Source organism: Chlorobium sp. (assembly GCF_049593655.1).
GTDB lineage: Bacteria > Bacteroidota > Chlorobiia > Chlorobiales > Chlorobiaceae > Chlorobium.
In genome coordinates, this window is the sequence record NZ_JBAWHG010000052.1 from 1 (window position 1) to 18,058 (window position 18,058).

Below are 18,058 nucleotides of genomic sequence, written 5' to 3' on the forward strand. Positions count from 1 at the left end.
TCCCGGGAACGCTCTTCGAGCGTCGACCAGTCCACATCGGCCAGCATCTCGTCGTCCTTGGCGATATCGAGGCCGCCAAGCCAGCTCTGGTAGGCAATTTCGGCGAAACATGCAGGCTTCAGGCCGATATTGGGTTTGACAACCCCGAAAAAGATCGGACGGTCGTATGCCTGCAGAAGATCGCGAATGCCTTCGATACCGAATTTCGGACCGTCGAACGCGTTGAGATAGGGCTCGGGAAAGGTTATGTCGAGCAGTTTGACGACAGGAACGCCGGGAGTGAAAAAAGCGCCCTCGCCGCAAACCGCACTGAGAAGATTGGGCAGCTTCGGCCCGAAATTGCGGTGCGGATGCGCGATGGTGACCCGGCATGCGTGAATGGGGCCGGTTTCGGAGTGCTTGACCGGATAACTGAGTTCGGGCAGTTCGCCTTCGATGGTGAGCCGGATAACCTTGGCAGCATAAAGCGGTCTGAAATCCTCATCGAGATCGACACGCTTCCACTGGGCCGTGGACTGTTCACTGCAGAAGTGAGCCAGCGCTGTCTCGATATCGCCCACGCACTCCAGATAGTAGTCAAGCGTGAGGTAATCAGCCATATCGAGCTGTTCGGGTGAGGCAAAAAAACCCTTGATATCCTCAGTGTTCATAGAATAAACGTTGTGCTCATGGCCCCGGTGCGCAGATGAAACGCACCGGGTTCCAGATTGGAAAGTCAGTTATTGATGTTATGCCCGTCCGGGTTCGATCACCCTTCCGCCCTGATGCTCTGGAAATACTCGTACGCTTCGGAGGGCGTCATGTTCTCATGAACGACCTTCCCGACCGTTTTCATCATGGCGAGCGGAGCGTCGCTCTGGAAAATGTTGCGGCCCATATCCACACCGGCCGCGCCTTCCTGGATTGCCTGGTAGGACATGGTGAGCGCCTCGAGTTCGGAGATCTTCTTGCCGCCGGCCATCACGATCGGCACCGGGCAGGAAGCCACAACCGTTTCGAAATCTTCGGGTACATAGTAGGTTTTTACGATCTGCGCCCCGAGTTCGGCCGCAATCCGGCATGCAAGCCTGAAGTATTTGGCGTCACGCACCATATCCTTGCCGACGGCGGTGACCGCCATGGTCGGGATGCCGTAACGCAGACCCATATCGATCAGCCTGGTCATGTTGTGGATGGAACGGGTTTCGAACTCGCCGCCGATGAAAATCTGCAGGGTGATTGCCGCCACGTTCATGCGGATGGCGTCCTCGATATCCACGGCCAGCTCCTCGTCGGAGAGCTCCTTGAGAATGCTCGGGCCGCCGCTGCAGCGCATGACGACCGCCTTGGTGAGTGAAGGAGGAACCGTCGTGCGCAGAATGCCTCTGGTGAGCATGATGGCATCGGCATGCGGCATGAGCGGTACGATGTTGACGTCGGGACGCTCAAGACCGGTGGTCGGCCCCTGAAAATAGCCGTGGTCGATGGCGAACATGACCGTCCTTCCCGTATCGGGCCTGAATATCCTCGACAGGCGGTTTTTCATGCCCCAGTCAAGCGAGTGCGCCCCCTTGAGAAAAAAGCCGTGTTTTTCAACAGGAACATCGGTGTAATACTCCTTTGCCTGCTTGTCCTTGTCGTATTCAGCCATGGTGGTCTTCTCCTCTTTCGGTTAAAGTTTGATTGTAACAATCTGTTTTTCAGGAACTTCCGTGTCAGCGGAGCGCGGCGGCAATGTTGCCTCCGTCAACCGTGACGATCGAGCCGGTCGTTTTCGTTTCGAGCGCCTGATGCACGAATGCCTCGGCGACATCCTCGGCGGTAACCTCTACCTGCAGAAGATTGCCGGCCATATACTCCCGCTCGCTCAGCCCCCGTGCTGTCGAACGGATTTTGATCATTTCGTCGGTCAGAAGGCCGGTGCGGATCCTGTCGGCATTGATGCCGTTAGCCCTGATGCCGTCGCGGCCGTGATCGAGCGCATACTGGCGCACGAGAAACATCGTCGCAGCCTTGGGCAGGCCGTACGGTCCGAAATCGGGACCGGGATTGACCGCCTGCTTGGAAACGTTGAAAAGCAGAACTCCCCCTGTTCCCTGCAGTCTCATGATCCTGACCGCCTCCTGGGCAATGGTCTGATGCGAAAAAAAGTTGAGTTCGAAGCTCCGGCGAAGCACCTCGTCAGGAACGTCGCCTATGCGGCCCTGCAGGGCGACCCCGACATTGGAGACCACGATATCCAGACCTCCGTAACGGCGACACACTTCGTCGAAAGCCCTCCTGACGGCAGCACGGTCGGTAACGTCGCAGGCTATCGGAAGCACTCCTCCGCCCAGCTCTTCGGCCGCACGCCCGAGAGCGTCAGGATTCAGGTCGAGGATGACCAGTTCGGCGCCCCGCTGACGGAACGCCCTTGCCGTCGCCAGTCCGATGCCGCTTGCAGCTCCCGTCACCAGGGCAACCTTGCCGGCAAACACGTCGTGACGGACCTTCGTCATCTTGGCCTGCTCCATCTCCCAGTACTCGATATCGAAAACCTCCCGTTCGCTGATCGACTCGAAACGTCCGACCGATTCAGCGTCGAGAATTGCCGATGCCGTGCTTTCGGCGATATCGGCGTTGACCGACGCCGCCCGGGCAGTACGACCCAGGCCGAACAGACCGAGACCGGGCACCAGCACAACCCTCGGCATGGGATCGAGCATGGTAACCTCGATTCCCGAAGCCTGCTGCTGGCGCTGGAAATAGGCCCTGTACTCCCCGGCATAGCGCTCCACCGCTTCATGAACCGCCGCCTTGAAGCCGTCGAGGTCAAGGGCATCGGGTGCAGGAACGACCAGCGGCCGGTTTTTGGTCCGGATAATGAAGTCCGGAGTCATGGCGCCCCTCTGGCTTACATCGGAAAGAGAGTCGCTGTTGACATAGGCAAGAATATCGGGTGAAGTACGGAATTCGAGCACGAACTGACGGTAATCGCGGCTCCCTGGCGTTATCTCTTCGACAACCGCCCCTCTGATCACCGGCGCAACATCCTCGATGGATGCGATCCCTACGGGAAGCGGAACCGAAGGAAACACCTTTCTGCCGGCGCGGGCTATGCGCGCTTCAAGACGGTTTGCGCTTTCGATCATGCAGTGGTACGCCTCATCCGGAGTATCGGCAAAGGTGACGAGCCCGTGCTTCTGCAGTACCAGTCCCCTGATGGAGGAAGCCGATTCGTAGGCCGCAGCGGCTGAACGGGCGAGCCCGAGACCCGGTTTGATATAGGGCACCATGCCGAACGATTCTCCGAGCACCTCCCGGCAGAGACTCTCGCCGTCGGGCTGGTTGCTGAGCGTCAGAAGCGCCGTGGAGTGCGTATGGAAAATGAACCGGTGGGGCAGAAACGCGTGAAGCAGGGTTTCGATCGAGGGTGAAAGCGAGTTGTTCACCATGTGGTCGGTCAGGTAGAACAGGTTCAGGTAGAGAAAGTGCTTGAACTCCCTCGTGGAGAACCGCTGTATGTCCTCCTCGCTGCTGCGCCCGCCGGTAGCATAGAGATGCTGCAGCTTCTGCAGGGGGTCGATCCGCACCGGAGTGAAATCGTGCGCATCCAGACCCGCCAGATCGACGCCGCTCCCCTTGATGAAAATAACATTGACCCTGTTGCCGATGATATCGTGCAGCTCGCATTTTACCGAGGTGTTGCCCCCTCCGTGCATCACCAGCGAGCTCTCGCTGCCGAGCAGACGGGAGGCGTAGACCAGTTCGGCAAGTTCGACAGGAATATCGTTGGCGCTGCGCTGCCCGCTTACGGAGCGCTGAAGATCGGCATCGTTCCAGAGGTTTTGCATGAGAAATACTGCTTCTTGTACCGGTTTCCGGCGTGTTGAAAAATAATGAGAATCCCGTAAGCCATATTCGTGCCGCTTATTTCCGGGAGGCCCTCTCCTGCTTCTTTTTATGCCACCCTTCGATAAAAAAACCCGAAAAATAGATGATGAGAAAGCCGGGAATAACCACCCCGAGGTAGATCATCCTGTCGCTGAACGTCTGAAGCTGGCCGGAAGTCCATATCATCCATGCCAGAACGAACCAGAACGGCCCGACAAAAAGGAAAGTTATGTTCCAGAGCTTTGTAAAACTGTATTTCATATGATTTTCCATAATCTCCCCCAAACCGGAAAATTCGCCTCAGATCTTTCCTTCGATCCGGAGTTTCCGTTCATTGAGCTTTTCCAGGATAATGCGCACCAGATACTGAAGCGCATTGATGATATAGGTGAAATAGGCCAGAAAGGCTTCCCAGACCAGAACATCATCGGAATAACCGAGATAGGCCATGACAAAATAAAGCAGATGGAACGCCGCCGCCACCGTACTGCCGATATCCTCCCACAGAAACTCTTTCGAATAGACCCACTTGTTGAAAATTTCCTTTTCGAAAAACATTCCGGTAATGAACAGCAGGGCGAAAAAGAGGGTCTTGAAAAGAATCGCCACGCTCACCCAGTAAAAATTCGAAATGAAAAGGCCATTCAGGTAGAGCACCGTGACGGACACGCCGGTCACGAAAACAAGAAACTGGATCGGAGCGAGAATAATCTGGATATCGGTCCAGATCGACGCATTCCGTTTGGCAAGCTGTTCGGGAGTATAACGAGGCATAAAGAAACTGCTGCGCTTGACTGAAAAAACTGTTGTACCGACACCCGGCTTTCCCGCCGGCGCGCCAGGGAACATAAAGCAGGGAATATAGTAAAATGCAGGGGAGAGAAAAAGCCGCAAGCTCGGCCTGAACACAGGAAACGGCGCTGTATTCGGACCGTATCCAGGGCAAGAGCTTCCGGGATGTCTTTTTTTTCCGGAAAAATGGCCTATTTTACAGTTTAAACTGTTCTTGACCTTTCTTGAGAAGAGAAAGCACGCTTTCTTCCGTGAGTTTTTTTCAATTTTGCTCGTTCCACCGGATGTACATGCTGAAACCTGAAGCGACAAGAGCCCTGAAAATCCTCCTTATTTCACCTCAGGGCAAAATGGATGACGACAGCAACCAGAAGCCGCTCTTCCATATGGCTCTGGCTGTTCTGGTAAGCCTGACGCCGCAGCAGCATGAGATAGAACTCGTTGACGAACACTTTCACGATCCGATCAACTACGACGGGGACTACGATCTTGTAGGCATCACGTCCCGGACGCTCGAAGCCACCAGGGCCTATGAAATTGCCGATACCTTCAGGGTTCACGGCAAAAAAGTCGTGCTGGGCGGCCTGCATATCTCCTTCAATTCCGAAGAAGCCGCAAAACATGCGGACAGCATCGTCGTCGGAGAAGCCGACAACCTCTGGACAACCGTGCTCGACGATGTGGCCGCCGGCAACCTGAAACCGCTCTACAACTCGAAGGATTTTCCGCCGGTCAAGGAGATCACCCCGATCGACTATGCGCGTATCGCAAAAGTATCCAAAAGGGGAAAGGTTGACGGCACGAAATCCATCCCCATCTACCTCACCCGCGGCTGCCCTTTCAACTGTTCGTTCTGCGTAACGCCGAACTTCACGGGAAAACAGTACCGCTCGCAGAAGCCCGAACTGCTCAGGCAGCAGGTGGAAGCCGCAAAAAAGTATTTCTTCAGGGAAAGCGGCCGGTCATCGAAACCCTGGTTCATGCTGACCGATGAAAATCTCGGCATCAACAAGAAAAAGCTTTGGGAATCGCTCGATCTGCTCAAGGAGTGCGATATAACGTTCAGCGTTTTTCTGAGCGTGAACTTCCTTGAAGATCCCGAAACCGTCAAAAAGCTGGTTGACGCCGGCTGCAATTTCGTGCTGGCCGGACTTGAATCGATCAAACAGAGCACCCTTGAAGCCTACAACAAGGGCCATGTCAACTCGGCGGAAAAATATTCCAAAATCATCGATGACTGCCGCAAAGCCGGCCTGAACATCCAGGGAAACTTCCTCATGAATCCGGCCATCGATACCTTCGAGGATATCGACGAACTTGTCGGTTTCGTGACGAAGAACCATATCTTCATGCCGATATTCCAGATCATCACCCCGTACCCCGGCACCCAGATGTACTGGGATTACAAAAACAAGGGTCTCATCACCGACGAGGACTGGGAAAAATACAACGCCCTGCACCTGGTCATCAAATCAGACCGATACGATCCCCTGCTCTTCCAGTACAAGGTGCTCAAAAGCTATACCGGCATCTACTCCTGGCGCCACATCGCCGCCCGAACCTGGTACAACCCGAAAAAGCTGATAAACCTGGTCACCAGCCTTGCCTTCAGGAACCACCTGCGCAGTCAGCTCGCCGAATTCGAGCGCCAGCACGGCGTCAGCCCCAAAGTACTCGAAGGCATAAAATAACCGAACCCTGTCGCGGCATCCTGCCGCACAAAAAAAATCCGGCGGTTCTGCGGCAGCGCAGACAGGAAAATCGGGGCGCCTCAACTGATGCGCCGCCGCAAGGTTTTACGCCAAAAGAACAACATTGCCTTATTTTTTTATTTTTTTTGACCCTGAGAACTATATTCCAGCGGAAAACCCATCGACAGATACTGCAAATTCCTAAAAATAAACACGATATCTAAACCAAGCCCATAATGAACCATTTCACGAAAAAGACGGCAGGAGTTGTCCTGCTTTCAGCTCTCGCTCTTTTTACCGGATGTTCAAAAAACGATTCCGCCGGGTCCGGCTCTCCGGCCGCAGCATCGTCTGGTTCGATGCAGAAACGTTACGAGGTAAAATCCGGCATAGTCCATTACGAACCGGTCAGCATGATGGGGGTAAAAAGCAGCGAGACGCTCTATTTCGATGACTACGGACGCCGGGAAGCCAGGGAGACGGTTCTGGAATCCGATATCATGGGCATGAAATCCTTCGAGCACAAAATGGAGATCACCGACGGGGATTACAGCATTTCCTACGAGATCAAAAAAACCGTCAACGGGAAGGACGAGACAAGCAGGGAGGCGACAAAAACCGATATGAAAGAGATGCGCGAAATGGCGCTCATGATGGGAAAGACGCTCGATGTAGAAGAGCTGAAAAAGAACTTCGATTACCGTGAGGAGGGAACCGAAGAGATCGCCGGCGTAACCGGCAAGAAATATTCCGTGGCGCTCAACAAGGAGCAGCCGGAGGCAAGGGTATACGGCGTCATGTACAAGAACATCGTGATGAAGAGCCAGATGGGCGGCATCACCGTCATCGCCTCGAAAATCGAGGAAAACGCCCCCGTGCCCTCCTCGAAATTCGATATCCCTGCAGGCTACAGTGTCAAAGAGGTCAATCTTGCAGAGGAGATGAACCGCGCAGGAAATCCCGAGACCCAGAAGTAACGCACGTTGCACACCGAAGGGTAACGGCCGGAAGGCTGCCGTCAGCAGCTCTCGCCATTACCCTTCATCCGCCGCCGGACCGGATGCCCCGAATGCTTCGCCGCCTCCGGAACTGTTCCTGTACCGCTCTATCAGGTCGAGAAAACGCCTCCCGTAACGGCGAAGCTTGACCTCCCCAACTCCTGAAACGGCCAGCAGCTCTTCATCACTTTGCGGCATACCCTGAGCCATCTCGCCGAGCGAACGGTCGGAAAAAACCACATAGGGAGGAATGTTCATTTCTTCGGCAATCTCGCGGCGCAATGCGCGAAGCAGCCCGAACAGTTCCGGGCGGGCGACATCCGACGGGCTCCCCTTCGTTTTTGCAGCCACGGGAGATTCCCTGGGCGTGCTCATATGGACGGCCTCCTCCTTCCGAAGGATAGCGACGGCTTTCGGCAGAAGCACAAGCACGGGATAGAGCCCTTCACTTCGGGCTACAATCCGGCGCACGAGCAGTTCATCGATGAGCTGCCGCCAGAATTTTTTGCTTCGCTCCTTTCCCACACCCCAGGTTTTCAGGCGGTCGTGCCCCAGCTCAAGGATTTTCCTGTTTCGACTGCCGGTTACGATATCGACGATGTGCGACGCCCCGAACCGCTCTTCGGTCCTTACAATCGCCGACAGCAGCATCTGCGCCTCCCGCGAACAGTCCACCGTGTCCCTCGGCTGGCAGCAGATATCGCAGGAGCCGCAGTTCTCGTGCGGAAAGGTTTCCCCGAAATGGCCGAGCAGGGTTTTGCGCCGGCAAACCGGAGAAGAGGCAAAGGCCGAAATTTCGGAAAGCGAGGCGAGCGCCCTGGCGCGTTCCTGCTCTCCGGCGATAGCGTCGATGTAAAAACGCACGCCGTGGATATCGGCCTGTGAGAAAAGCAGGGTACAGTGAGCCTTTTCGCCGTCGCGGCCAGCGCGCCCGGTCTCCTGATAGTAGTTCTCGATGCTTTTCGGCAGGTCGGCATGGATCACGAACCGGATATCGGGCTTGTCGATCCCCATTCCGAAAGCGATGGTGGCGACGATCACGTCGATCTCGTCGCGGATAAACGCGTCCTGGTTTTTCCTGCGATCTTCATCGGAGAGTCCTGCATGGTAGGGCAGCACCCTGAACCCCTTCGACTGCAGCATCGCGGCCGTATCGTTCACACTTTTCCGGCTCGTGCGGTAGATGATGCCCGAGCGTCCGGGGTTCTGCCGGAGCAGCGAAACAAGCTGGGCGTCGGCATTGTCCTTGAAAACAACTTCATAGTAGAGATTGGGGCGGTCGAAGGAGGCCCTGACGGTATAGGGAGTGCGGAGGCGAAGCCGGTTCCGGATATCCTGCACTACCCGGTGCGTCGCCGTCGCGGTAAACGCGGCAACAGGGACTTCCGGCAACAGCGTCACGAGAGCCGAAAGCGACAGATAATCGGGCCGGAAATCGTGCCCCCACTCGGAGATGCAGTGGGCTTCGTCGACGACGGCAAGACTGATCTGCACCCTTCTGAGCATCTCCTGAAAATGGTCGAGCGCAAACCGCTCCGGCGCGATATAGAGCAGATCGAGGGAGTTGGAGAGCAGCTGCTGCATGACATTCCGGCGCTCAGCCTCGTCCAGGGAGCTGTTCAGATACGCAGCCCTGATGCCGTTGGAGCGCGCCCCGTCCACCTGGTCTTTCATCAGGGCGATGAGCGGACTGACCACCAGGCAGGTTCCCGGCATCATCACGGAAGGGAGCTGGTAGCAGAGCGATTTGCCCCCTCCGGTCGGCATGACGGCAAAGGCGTCCTGCCCCGACATGAGAGCAAGAATGATCTCTTTCTGGTTCGCGCGGAAACCGGAAAAACCGAAAACCCTTCGCAGGGTTCCCTCAAGCGTGGAATCGTTGACAGGCATTGGAGAATGTAAGGCATTTCCGCCGATTTCCACCCGAAAAGCCAGTCTTGCCGCAATGAGGCTATTTACGGAACCTCCAGTACCGCCCCTCCGGGGTATCGACCGGCTGGAGAGAAAAACGCTCCGAGGCGGGAAGCCCCCTGCTGATGATATAAAACATGTCCGAAAGCACCGTTCTGGAACGGTTGTAATAGGCGTGCCCGAGAAGATCGCTGTCGACATCGGTGGCGTCGATGGTTTCAATGCCGGGCACGATAAGCGGAATATCCGTCACTTCACCTGCCCTCGGATTGCCGTTGACATTTTCGGAGATCATGAGCGCATTGTCCGAACGCGAAGCGTAGAGCGTTACCGGCACTCCGTTGCCTGCCAGGGATGGCGCCAGTTCCCGTCTGAAGCGTTCCGCATTGATATCCGGCGCAGCAAGCACGATGGCCGCGAAACGGGAAAGCAGTTCGGGGCGCTCTTTGGCAAGCATGATGAAAGCCGAGGTCAGGGCACGGGTTCCCATGCTGTGGGCAAGCAGATAGATGCCTGCCTTGCCGGAGCGCTCGGCTATACCGGAAAGAAAACGGTACAGATTGCCTTCGGTTTCGACAACGCTCCGTTCGTCCTTGCGATATGAACCGAGCGAGGCGTCCGACGGCCAGCTGTAGACCAGCGGTGTGCCTCTGAAATCGAGATCGGAGGTCATCTGGGCCATGCGCAGGGCGGCGGCCTCGAAGCTTATGTTGAAACCGTGAACAAATACCAGAGCAGTTTTCCGGCTGCCGGTCCGCTGCATGAAGAGCCCCACTTTATCGAAAAAAACCTGCTGGTCGAGGGTATCGATCGAAAGAAGTTCAAAATGACGTTCCGGATGCATGCGCAGCACCGGCGTTTCAAGCTCGGCTATCTGATGCTTTTGCGGCACCGAGACAGTGCAGGTACCATACTGCAGCGGAGCGTGATCCGAATTGTAAAACTCCCCCGGTTCGCTGCTTCCGGACCTGGCCCGGTCGGTCGCGTACAACAGCGAAAGAATCGGACGCTGCTGCACAGCCTGATAGGATGCGGTACACCCGGCAAGTTCCAGCGCCAGCAGCAGCACGGCAAAAACAGTTCTGAAGGTATGTATCATTGGAGGCCTGCCATTTGTTACAGGATTCGGGTCCCGAACAGGCAACCAGAGCACGGCGTGCTCTACAACAGCAATATAGATACCCCGGAGCATTTTCCTACAAACGGATAACGGCGGCCATGCTCGGCCGGTTGAGATAATGAGCCGAGGCAAATGTGTTCCGTTCGTTTAAAAGACTACTTACTTATTGCAGGCCTCAGAATCGAGAATACCATCCCCCAACAAGTATAATACCGAATAAACAAAAACGGCGGGCCGAAGCCCGCCGTTGAACTGGGTATGATGAAAAACATGGGCAACATCAAACGCCAGCCATCATCGCGTCCACATCCTCCTCAACCGTTCCGATACCCTTGATGCCGAATTTCTCGACAAGCACCGCAGCCACGTTGGGCGTGAGGAACTCGGGAAGCGTCGGTCCGAGACGGATGCCTTTCACGCCGAGATAGAGCAGCGCAAGCAGCACGGTAACGGCCTTCTGCTCGTACCATGCGATGTCGAAGGAGATCGGCAGGTCGTTGATGTCCTCCAGACCGAACACCTCCTTGAGCTTGAGGGCGATCACGGCAAGCGAGTAGCTGTCGTTGCACTGGCCGGCGTCGAGCACGCGCGGAATGCCTCCGATATCGCCGAGCTGCAGCTTGTTGTAGCGGTACTTCGCGCAACCGGCCGTCAGGATGATCGTGTTGTCGGGCAGCGCTCCCGCCACGTCGGTATAGTACTGGCGCGAGTTGTGGCGTCCGTCGCATCCGGCCATCACCACGAACCGCTTGACGGCTCCCGATTTGACGGCATCGACAACCTTGTCGGCAAGCGCAAGCACCTGGTTGTGCGCGAAACCACCCACGATCTCGCCGTTCTCGATCTCTTTCGGCGCAGGGCACCCTTTTGCCTGTTCGACCAGCATGGAAAAGTCCTTGCTGCCGCCTTCGGGACGCGCGCCGATATGTTTCAGACCGGCGTAACCCGCCATGCCTGTGGTGTACATCCTGTTGCGGTACGACTCCCTCACCGGCACGATGCAGTTGGTGGTCATGAGAATCGGACCGTTGAACGACTCGAACTCGCGGTCCTGCGCCCACCATGAGTTGCCGTAGTTGCCGACGAAATGCCTGTACTTCTTGAAAGCCGGATAGTAGTGTGCCGGAAGCATCTCGCAGTGGGTGTAGACGTCCACGCCGGTTCCCTCGGTCTGCTTGAGCAGGTCTTCCATGTCGCGCAGGTCGTGGCCGGAGATGAGAATGCCGGGATTCGTGCCGACGCCGGTCCTGACCGTGGTGATTTCAGGGTTGCCGTAGGTTTCGGTGTTGGCCTTGTCCAGCAGCGCCATGGCTTTCACTGCGACGCCTCCGGTTTCGAGCACCAGAGCGGTCAGCTCGTCGGCGCCGAGCGGTTTAAGCAGCGATGCAAGCCCCTTCACATAGAAATCGTAGATCTCCTGATCTTCGTAACCGAGCACCGCCGCATGGTCGGTGTATGCCGCAAGCCCCTTGAGACCGTAGAGCACCAGGCTTTTCAGCGAACGGAGATCCTCGTTCCCGCTGAGCGATTCGATACCGCACGCCACGGATTTATCGAGGAGCTCCTCCCTCGTGCGCCCGTTCCAAAGGGCGGCGTCGTGTGAAAGCACCTCCCTGAGCGAACCCTTCAGCTCGTCGCGCCTGTCGAGCGTGGTGCATATCTGCCGGACGATGGCCTCGTCGTCGAAGTTGGTGTTGGTGACCGTCACGAAAAGCGACTCGCTGATCAGGCGGCCGTACTCCGCAGGAATCTGACCGTCAAGTCCTTCAGCACAGAGCGCGAGCCCTTCGGCGGCGTACACCAGCACATCCTGCAGCCGGGCGGTCAACTCGTCCTTGCCGCACACGCCTCTTGCCGTACAGCCGGTTCCCCTGACGCTCTCCTGGCATTGATCGCAATACATTCCCATTAGATCCTCCGTTGTGTTGTTGGGCATCCCTCTGTATTTGTTACGAATCCCGATTACTGCGTTGGTCGGTGCTCGAAATCCTCATGTACTGCGTGTACACTCCGGTTTCTGCGCTCCGTCCGCCTCGCACTAAGATCGCTCATGACATTTTTTAGAGGCGCCGGTTTTTTAAATACGGGGTCCCACCAGAACGGCAATCTTTCTATCCCCCGCCGCACCCTCGCTGTCCCCTTTTTTCTCTTTCAGTAAAGCCCTTTGCATGAACGCCGTATAGAGCAGGCGTTTGTTGTTCGGACGACGATCGATGATCGCACTGCAATCCTCGATGGCGCCATCGATCTCTCCCAGTTCGGCCCGTGCGATTGCCCGGTTGCCGTAAGCCGTCACCGCCTCGCGGAACCGCAGCCCGAGCTTCAGCGCCATGGTGTAGTCCGCCACTGCACCCCTGAAGTCCCCGGTACTGCTCTTCGCGTTGGCACGGTCGTACCACCCTTCGGCATGTTCCGGATGCCGGGCGATAACCTTCGTGATCTCCTCGGCGGTGCCGCGATACCCTCCAAGCGCGTCTTTCAGCATTTCACATCCACTCCTCGCTGAGGGTATCGCCCTGTACGCCGATAACGATCTTCTTGACCGGAACCTTGCGCTTTGCGCGCTGCAGCGCTTCGGAAACGATCGACATGAGCCCTCCGCAGCAGGGAACCTCCATGATTGCCACGGTAATGGTGTTGATGCGCGCCATGTCGATCATGGCGGCCAGCTTCTCCACATAGACGTCCATGCCGCTGTCGAGCTTCGGGCATGCGACGGCGAGCGTCCTGCCGCGAAGCAGCGAGCGGTGGAAATCACCCGCGGCGAAGGCCGTGCAGTCGGCGGCGAGCAGCAGATCGGAACCCTCGTAGTAGGGAGCCAGCGGGGAGACAAGATGCAGCTGCACCGGCCACTGACGCAGCTCGCTGGATATTGCAGCCCCGCGGGCTGCAGGCGTCGCTGAAGCAGCATGCCCGTTGGCGGAACGGAAATCCATCGTCCGGCTCCCGGGGCAGCCTCCGCCGTGATGAGCGTGGGCCGGCGGAGCGGGTTCCGCCTGATGACACGGTGCCGCAGCCTCCTGGCCGACAAGCTCGAGCGGGTTCGGAATGCCTGCCGCTTCGAGATAGTCGAGCGCATCCTGCAGGTAGTCGTGTGCGCCATGGTCGCGCAGGTGCCGCAGATGGGCTGCGATCACGTTCGGCCCGCCCCTGACGATGCTCTCCTGCATCACCCTCTTCTCGTCGTACGGCTCCGCCTCCCGCTCTTCGATGCGCATGGCCCCGGTCGGGCAGTGGCCGATGCAGGCGCCGAGCCCGTCGCAGAAAAGGTCGCTGACGAGTCGCGCCTTGCCGTCGATCAGCTGCAGTGCGCCCTCCGGGCATCCCGGTATACAGTCCCCGCAACCCGTGCACTTTTTTTCATCTATGGTGATGATCTGACGTTTCATGCTTGTGTAACCCCTTTTGTTTCGTGTTTCATATCCTTCCCATCCCCTGCAAGCGATCCATCCTCCCCTGCCGCAGCGGCGGCCGGAATGCATCCGTGAGCGTTCAGTGCGTTGGCGGCCTCAAGATCCCGCAGCAGCTTGCCTATCGTGATGTTGTCGAACTCCCTCTCGACCACCTGCTCGATACGGAGGATCTCATGGCGCAGCACGCAGCGTGCCCGGTTTGCGCATATCTGCTTGCGGAACATGCACTCCGAGACCTGCACCCTGCCCTGGAATATCTCGATCAGCTCCCTGACCCGGATATCGTCCGGCGCTTTTGCAAGCATGAACCCCCCGCCCGCGCCCTCTTTCGACAGAACGAGACCGTGACGGATCATCTCCTGAAGCAGACGGCGAAGAAACTGGTAGGGAATATCCTGTTCCAGCGCAATGGCCCTTGCCGAACGGTAATCGCCCTTTCCCGCGCCAAGCGAAAGCAGGGCCCTGATGGCGTAGTCGGTATTTTTTGTGAGTACTTTCATGGTTTTTTTTAATTGATACCAATTTAGTATCAGTTAATTGAAAACAAAAATCTTTTTTAATAATTCCCCGTCAGGAAAGCTGTTTCTTTTTTTTGGACCGGACCCTCCGCTATCCGACGCCTGAGGCGAAAACACCCTTTTTTTCCGGTTAACCGATCCCTTCGTATATTGAAAGCAGACCCTTCCTGAACGAGACCAACTCTCAACCGGATTCTCCTGATACCATGCTGCAGCTCAGAACCGCCGGCTATAAAGCACTTGACAACCTCCGTTCACGGAATCTGTTTCCGCCCCGGTGGAAAAACACGCAGGAGCTCGAAGAGGCGACCGACAGGCTGATGCGGCAATTTCTTGCCGAACGGCTTGCCGTTTCCGAAGAGCTCGGAGCAGGGTTTCTCCTGGGCGAGCTGCTCGAAAGGACCCTGCGTACCGATGAACCGGAAATCATGGACGACGGCAAGCTCCCTGAAAGCGAAAAACTGGAGCTGGTCAAAGCTCTCGACCGGCAGAACGACGCCATGGGTCTCTACTACCGGTATGCGTCCCTTCTGTTCCCGCTGATCGGCGATATCGCCGCAAGGAAACGGCGGACACCGAGACTGCTGGAACTGGCAAGCGGGTCGGGAGGGCTTGCACTTGCGCTCGCATCCGAGGCACAAAGGCAAGGCATTCCGCTCTCGGTAACGGGATCGGACATTGTCCCCCGGTACATGGAGGAGGGAAAGCGCCGTGCCGCCGAAAAAAAGCTTCCGGTAACCTTCAGGACACTGAACGCCTTCACCATGGAGGATCCGGATAGCGAACCTTACGATATCGTGCTCATCTCCCAGAGTCTGCACCATTTCACTCCCGGCCAGCTGGCCGTGATAATCGCAAAAGCGAAAGAACGCAACGCTTCCGCTTTTGTAGGAATCGACGGTTACCGCGACCTCCTGCTCGGCCTCGGCATGCCTCTTGTGGCGGGCCTTCAGCGGATAGGCGCATTCGCACAGGACAGTATCACATCGGCAAGGAGGTTCTACTCGGAACCGGAGCTTCACCTTATTGCCGAAAGTGCGGCGGGAGCCGGACGTCACGCAGTCGGCTGCTCCTGGCCGATGAGTGTGCTGAGCATCCGGTTCGACGGCGGCAAACCATTGGCCGGAGAGCGCCTGCGCTGAAATATCCGAAGCCGTCCAGAGCGGCATTCAGACAGTTCACAACAACCATCCAGAGGAGACCACAACCAATGAACATCGGAAAACTCGCCGGTACGGCACTCATCGTCCTTGCTGCAATCCAGCTCGTTCCCTACGGAAGGGATCACCAGAATCCGCCGGTTGCCAATGAACCCGCATGGGATTCGCCGAGAACAAGAGAGCTGTTTTTCCGCGCCTGCAAGGACTGCCACTCCAATGAAACAACCTGGCCATGGTACAGCAGCATCGCGCCCGCATCCTGGCTGGCCCAGATCGATGTCTCCATAGGCCGGAAAAAGTTCAATGTTTCCGAATGGGGACGCGAAGGGAAAAACGAAGGGGACGAAGCTGCCGGAGAGGTCAGGGAAGGAAAGATGCCCCCATTTTTCTATCTGCCGGCTCACCCTGAAGCAAAACTCGACGCCACCGAAAAAGAGGAACTGGTGCGCGGTCTGGTGGCGACCTTCGGAGAAAAAAAGAAAGAAAAAGGCGAAAAGGACTGAACACTCCTCTTTTTTCAACACCCTGAACCCGCCTGACCGGGGCTGCGGGGGTGCCTTTGCGGCGTCCGCGCCCCCCAGGCACCCCCGCAGCAAAGGCATGCCGATTGGTTTTTCTATCGAAAGCATATACCTTACAAAAGAATCAATCCTGTTTACCCAATTTTCATGAGTCTTTCCGTGCATTCAAGAAAAGCTATCCTTGCCGATCAGAACCATCTCCTCCATATCGTTTTGTTCCTCGCCACCGTAGTATGCACCCTCTGGGCCGGTGCGTTCTGGACCGGACATCCCGTGCGGCTCGACAGCGCCGCCACCGTGGTCTCCGATCTGAGACACGGCGCCGCATATTCCGCATCCCTGCTGCTTTTCCTCGGCGTCCATGAGTTCGGGCATTTCTTTGCCGCACTCCGGCACCGGATAGGGGCAAGCCTGCCCTACTTCATTCCCGTTCCGCCGCTGCCCTTTCTCCTGAACCTCGGCACCATGGGTGCGGTCATCAGAATCCGGGAGCGGATCCCCGATACAAGGGCGCTGTTCGATACCGGCGCCGCGGGGCCCCTCTCCGGCTTTGCCGTCTGCCTTGCCCTGCTGGTTTACGGATTTCTCAACCTGCCCCCGGAAGGGTACATCTATTCGATCCACCCCGAATACCTCACAACGGGAGTCATTGGCGGATCACCCCCTGAGGGCACTCTTTTTCTCGGCAGAAACCTGCTCTGGATCATCCTGGAATGGCTGATCCATCCGAAGAATCTGCCGCCGATGACCGAAATGTACCACTATCCGTTCCTGTTCGCCGGGTGGCTCGGATCATTTGTAACGGCCCTGAACCTGCTGCCGGTAGGCCAGCTCGACGGCGGGCACATCATCTACGCCATGTTCGGCCGAAAGGGTCAGCTGCAGACGGCAAGGCTCTTTATGGGCTTTATTTTCCTGCTTGCACTCCCGGCATTTCTCGAACTGATCTCGCCCCTTTTTCTGCCGGGCGTGAAGCTCCATATTCCGGATTCGGTATTGCACTGGTCCTGGCCGGGGTGGATGTTCTGGTTTCTGATTCTTGTGCGCTTCATCCGCATCGGCCATCCCCCGACAGGCTACGACCATCCGCTCGACACAAAAAGAACCGCAACCGGATGGCTGGCTGTCGCCGTCTTTTTTCTCTCGTTCACACCGGTACCGTTCGGCATCACCTGATGAAAGAGAATCCGGAACATTACCTGCTCGACTGCTCCGGCTGCGAGCTCGACCTGCGGCGGAATCCGGCAGTCATGGGCATCGTCAACCTTACTCCCGACTCGTTCTCGGACGGAGGCATGTTTCAGCTCGCCGACAAAAAAACCGACCTTGACCGGGCTGTGAATTACGCCCTCTCGATGGTCGGGGAGGGCGCCGTCATCATCGATGTCGGCGGAGAGTCGAGCAGGCCGGGATCGGCGAAAATTTCAGCCGCGGAGGAGATCCGCCGAACCGCTCCCTTTATTTCACTCCTGCGCAAAAAATCGGATGTACTGATCTCCATAGACACCTACAAGGCGGAGGTGGCCGATGCCGCCCTCGGTGAGGGAGCGCAGATCGTCAACGACATCTCAGGGTTCACCTTCGACAGGGCACTCCCCTCCGTCTGCCGCAGATACCGGGCCGCCGCAGTGCTCATGCACGCTCCGCTCACGCCTCAGGCAATGAAATGGAGCACCGAAACCCTGTCCGCATCCGAAGAGATCAACCGAAGGGTCATGGCCTTTCTGCAGAAAGCCGTCGCCTTGGCGGAAGATGCGGGCATCGACAATATCGTCATCGATCCGGGCTTCGGCTTCGGCAAAAGCGTCGAGGAGAATTTCAGGCTTCTCGGCAATCTCCGCGCACTGCTGGAACTCCGACGTCCGCTGCTGGCCGGGGTTTCGAGAAAATCATTTCTCGGCCACGCCGTAAAGAAACAGGGGGAAAGCGATCTCCCGCCGGCAGAACGGTACGACGCCACCGCTGCAGCACAGACCATAGCGCTCATGAACGGAGCTTCCATCATCCGTGCGCATGACATCCGATCGGCGGTTCACGCCGCCGCTGTGGTCAGCGCCATGAAAAACGCCATGGCATAGCAGC

17 protein-coding genes are annotated in these 18,058 nt (G+C 57.1%); 6 read left to right on the top strand and 11 right to left on the bottom strand.

Annotated elements, in window-relative coordinates:
* The 5 genes from WBP50_RS09295 to bchF all read right to left on the bottom strand — a co-directional run.
* Positions 1-650 (bottom strand): RuBisCO large subunit C-terminal-like domain-containing protein (locus WBP50_RS09295; protein ID WP_423933757.1); only part of this gene is annotated, 650 nt, incomplete at its 3' end.
* A 98-nt stretch (positions 651-748) separates the two neighbouring features.
* Positions 749-1,630 (bottom strand): 3-hydroxy-5-phosphonooxypentane-2,4-dione thiolase, encoded by an 882-nt coding sequence (lsrF, locus tag WBP50_RS09300; RefSeq protein WP_423933758.1) that lies wholly within the window; start codon positions 1,628-1,630, stop codon positions 749-751.
* A 64-nt stretch (positions 1,631-1,694) separates the two neighbouring features.
* Positions 1,695-3,812: a bifunctional aldolase/short-chain dehydrogenase gene (locus WBP50_RS09305; protein ID WP_423933761.1), complete on the bottom strand. Its 2,118-nt coding sequence runs from the start codon at positions 3,810-3,812 to the stop codon at positions 1,695-1,697.
* A 76-nt stretch (positions 3,813-3,888) separates the two neighbouring features.
* The gene (locus WBP50_RS09310; RefSeq protein WP_423933764.1) at positions 3,889-4,113 is read right to left on the bottom strand and encodes a hypothetical protein; all 225 of its coding nucleotides are present in this window, start codon (positions 4,111-4,113) and stop codon (positions 3,889-3,891) included.
* Positions 4,114-4,152: 39 nt separating this feature from the next.
* Positions 4,153-4,626 carry a 2-vinyl bacteriochlorophyllide hydratase gene (bchF, locus tag WBP50_RS09315; RefSeq protein ID WP_423933766.1) on the bottom strand — a complete coding sequence of 158 codons (474 nt, stop codon included), beginning with the start codon at positions 4,624-4,626 and terminating at the stop codon, positions 4,153-4,155.
* 302 nt (positions 4,627-4,928) lie between these two features.
* Here bchF and WBP50_RS09320 point away from each other — a divergent pair, with 302 nt between their 5' ends.
* Both WBP50_RS09320 and WBP50_RS09325 read left to right on the top strand, forming a co-directional pair.
* The gene (locus WBP50_RS09320; protein WP_423933871.1) at positions 4,929-6,335 is read left to right on the top strand and encodes a B12-binding domain-containing radical SAM protein; all 1,407 of its coding nucleotides are present in this window, start codon (positions 4,929-4,931) and stop codon (positions 6,333-6,335) included.
* 236 nt (positions 6,336-6,571) lie between these two features.
* Positions 6,572-7,312: a hypothetical protein gene (locus WBP50_RS09325; protein WP_423933769.1), complete on the top strand. Its 741-nt coding sequence runs from the start codon at positions 6,572-6,574 to the stop codon at positions 7,310-7,312.
* Between the two features lie 57 nt (positions 7,313-7,369).
* On the opposite strand, the gene recQ is transcribed toward WBP50_RS09325, so the two are convergent.
* From recQ to WBP50_RS09355, 6 genes are all read right to left on the bottom strand, one after another.
* Positions 7,370-9,223, bottom strand: a complete 1,854-nt coding sequence (recQ, locus tag WBP50_RS09330; protein WP_423933771.1) for a DNA helicase RecQ — start codon at positions 9,221-9,223, stop codon at positions 7,370-7,372.
* 61 nt (positions 9,224-9,284) lie between these two features.
* On the bottom strand, positions 9,285-10,343 hold the full coding sequence (locus WBP50_RS09335) for an alpha/beta hydrolase (protein WP_423933773.1): 1,059 nt from the start codon (positions 10,341-10,343) through the stop codon (positions 9,285-9,287).
* 301 nt (positions 10,344-10,644) lie between these two features.
* Positions 10,645-12,273: a hydroxylamine reductase gene (hcp, locus tag WBP50_RS09340; protein ID WP_423933774.1), complete on the bottom strand. Its 1,629-nt coding sequence runs from the start codon at positions 12,271-12,273 to the stop codon at positions 10,645-10,647.
* A gap of 168 nt (positions 12,274-12,441) precedes the next feature.
* A complete protein-coding gene (locus WBP50_RS09345) occupies positions 12,442-12,849 on the bottom strand; it encodes a tetratricopeptide repeat protein (RefSeq protein WP_423933776.1) in 408 nt (135 codons plus the stop codon).
* Position 12,850: 1 nt separating this feature from the next.
* Complete coding sequence (locus WBP50_RS09350) at positions 12,851-13,753, bottom strand: ATP-binding protein (RefSeq protein WP_423933778.1); 903 nt, start codon at positions 13,751-13,753, stop codon at positions 12,851-12,853.
* A complete protein-coding gene (locus WBP50_RS09355) occupies positions 13,750-14,277 on the bottom strand; it encodes an RrF2 family transcriptional regulator (protein WP_423933781.1) in 528 nt (175 codons plus the stop codon). The genes WBP50_RS09350 and WBP50_RS09355 overlap by 4 nt, the downstream gene beginning before the upstream one ends.
* 224 nt (positions 14,278-14,501) lie before the next feature.
* Here WBP50_RS09355 and WBP50_RS09360 point away from each other — a divergent pair, with 224 nt between their 5' ends.
* From WBP50_RS09360 to folP, 4 genes are all read left to right on the top strand, one after another.
* Entirely contained in the window at positions 14,502-15,437 is a 936-nt protein-coding gene (locus tag WBP50_RS09360; protein ID WP_423933784.1) for a class I SAM-dependent methyltransferase, read from the top strand.
* Between the two features lie 68 nt (positions 15,438-15,505).
* Positions 15,506-15,958 (top strand): heme-binding domain-containing protein, encoded by a 453-nt coding sequence (locus WBP50_RS09365; RefSeq protein WP_423933786.1) that lies wholly within the window; start codon positions 15,506-15,508, stop codon positions 15,956-15,958.
* A 165-nt stretch (positions 15,959-16,123) separates the two neighbouring features.
* Entirely contained in the window at positions 16,124-17,152 is a 1,029-nt protein-coding gene (locus tag WBP50_RS09370; protein ID WP_423933788.1) for a site-2 protease family protein, read from the top strand.
* Positions 17,152-18,054 (top strand): dihydropteroate synthase, encoded by a 903-nt coding sequence (gene folP / locus WBP50_RS09375; protein ID WP_423933789.1) that lies wholly within the window; start codon positions 17,152-17,154, stop codon positions 18,052-18,054. The genes WBP50_RS09370 and folP overlap by 1 nt, the downstream gene beginning before the upstream one ends.
* Positions 18,055-18,058 lie beyond the last annotated feature (4 nt).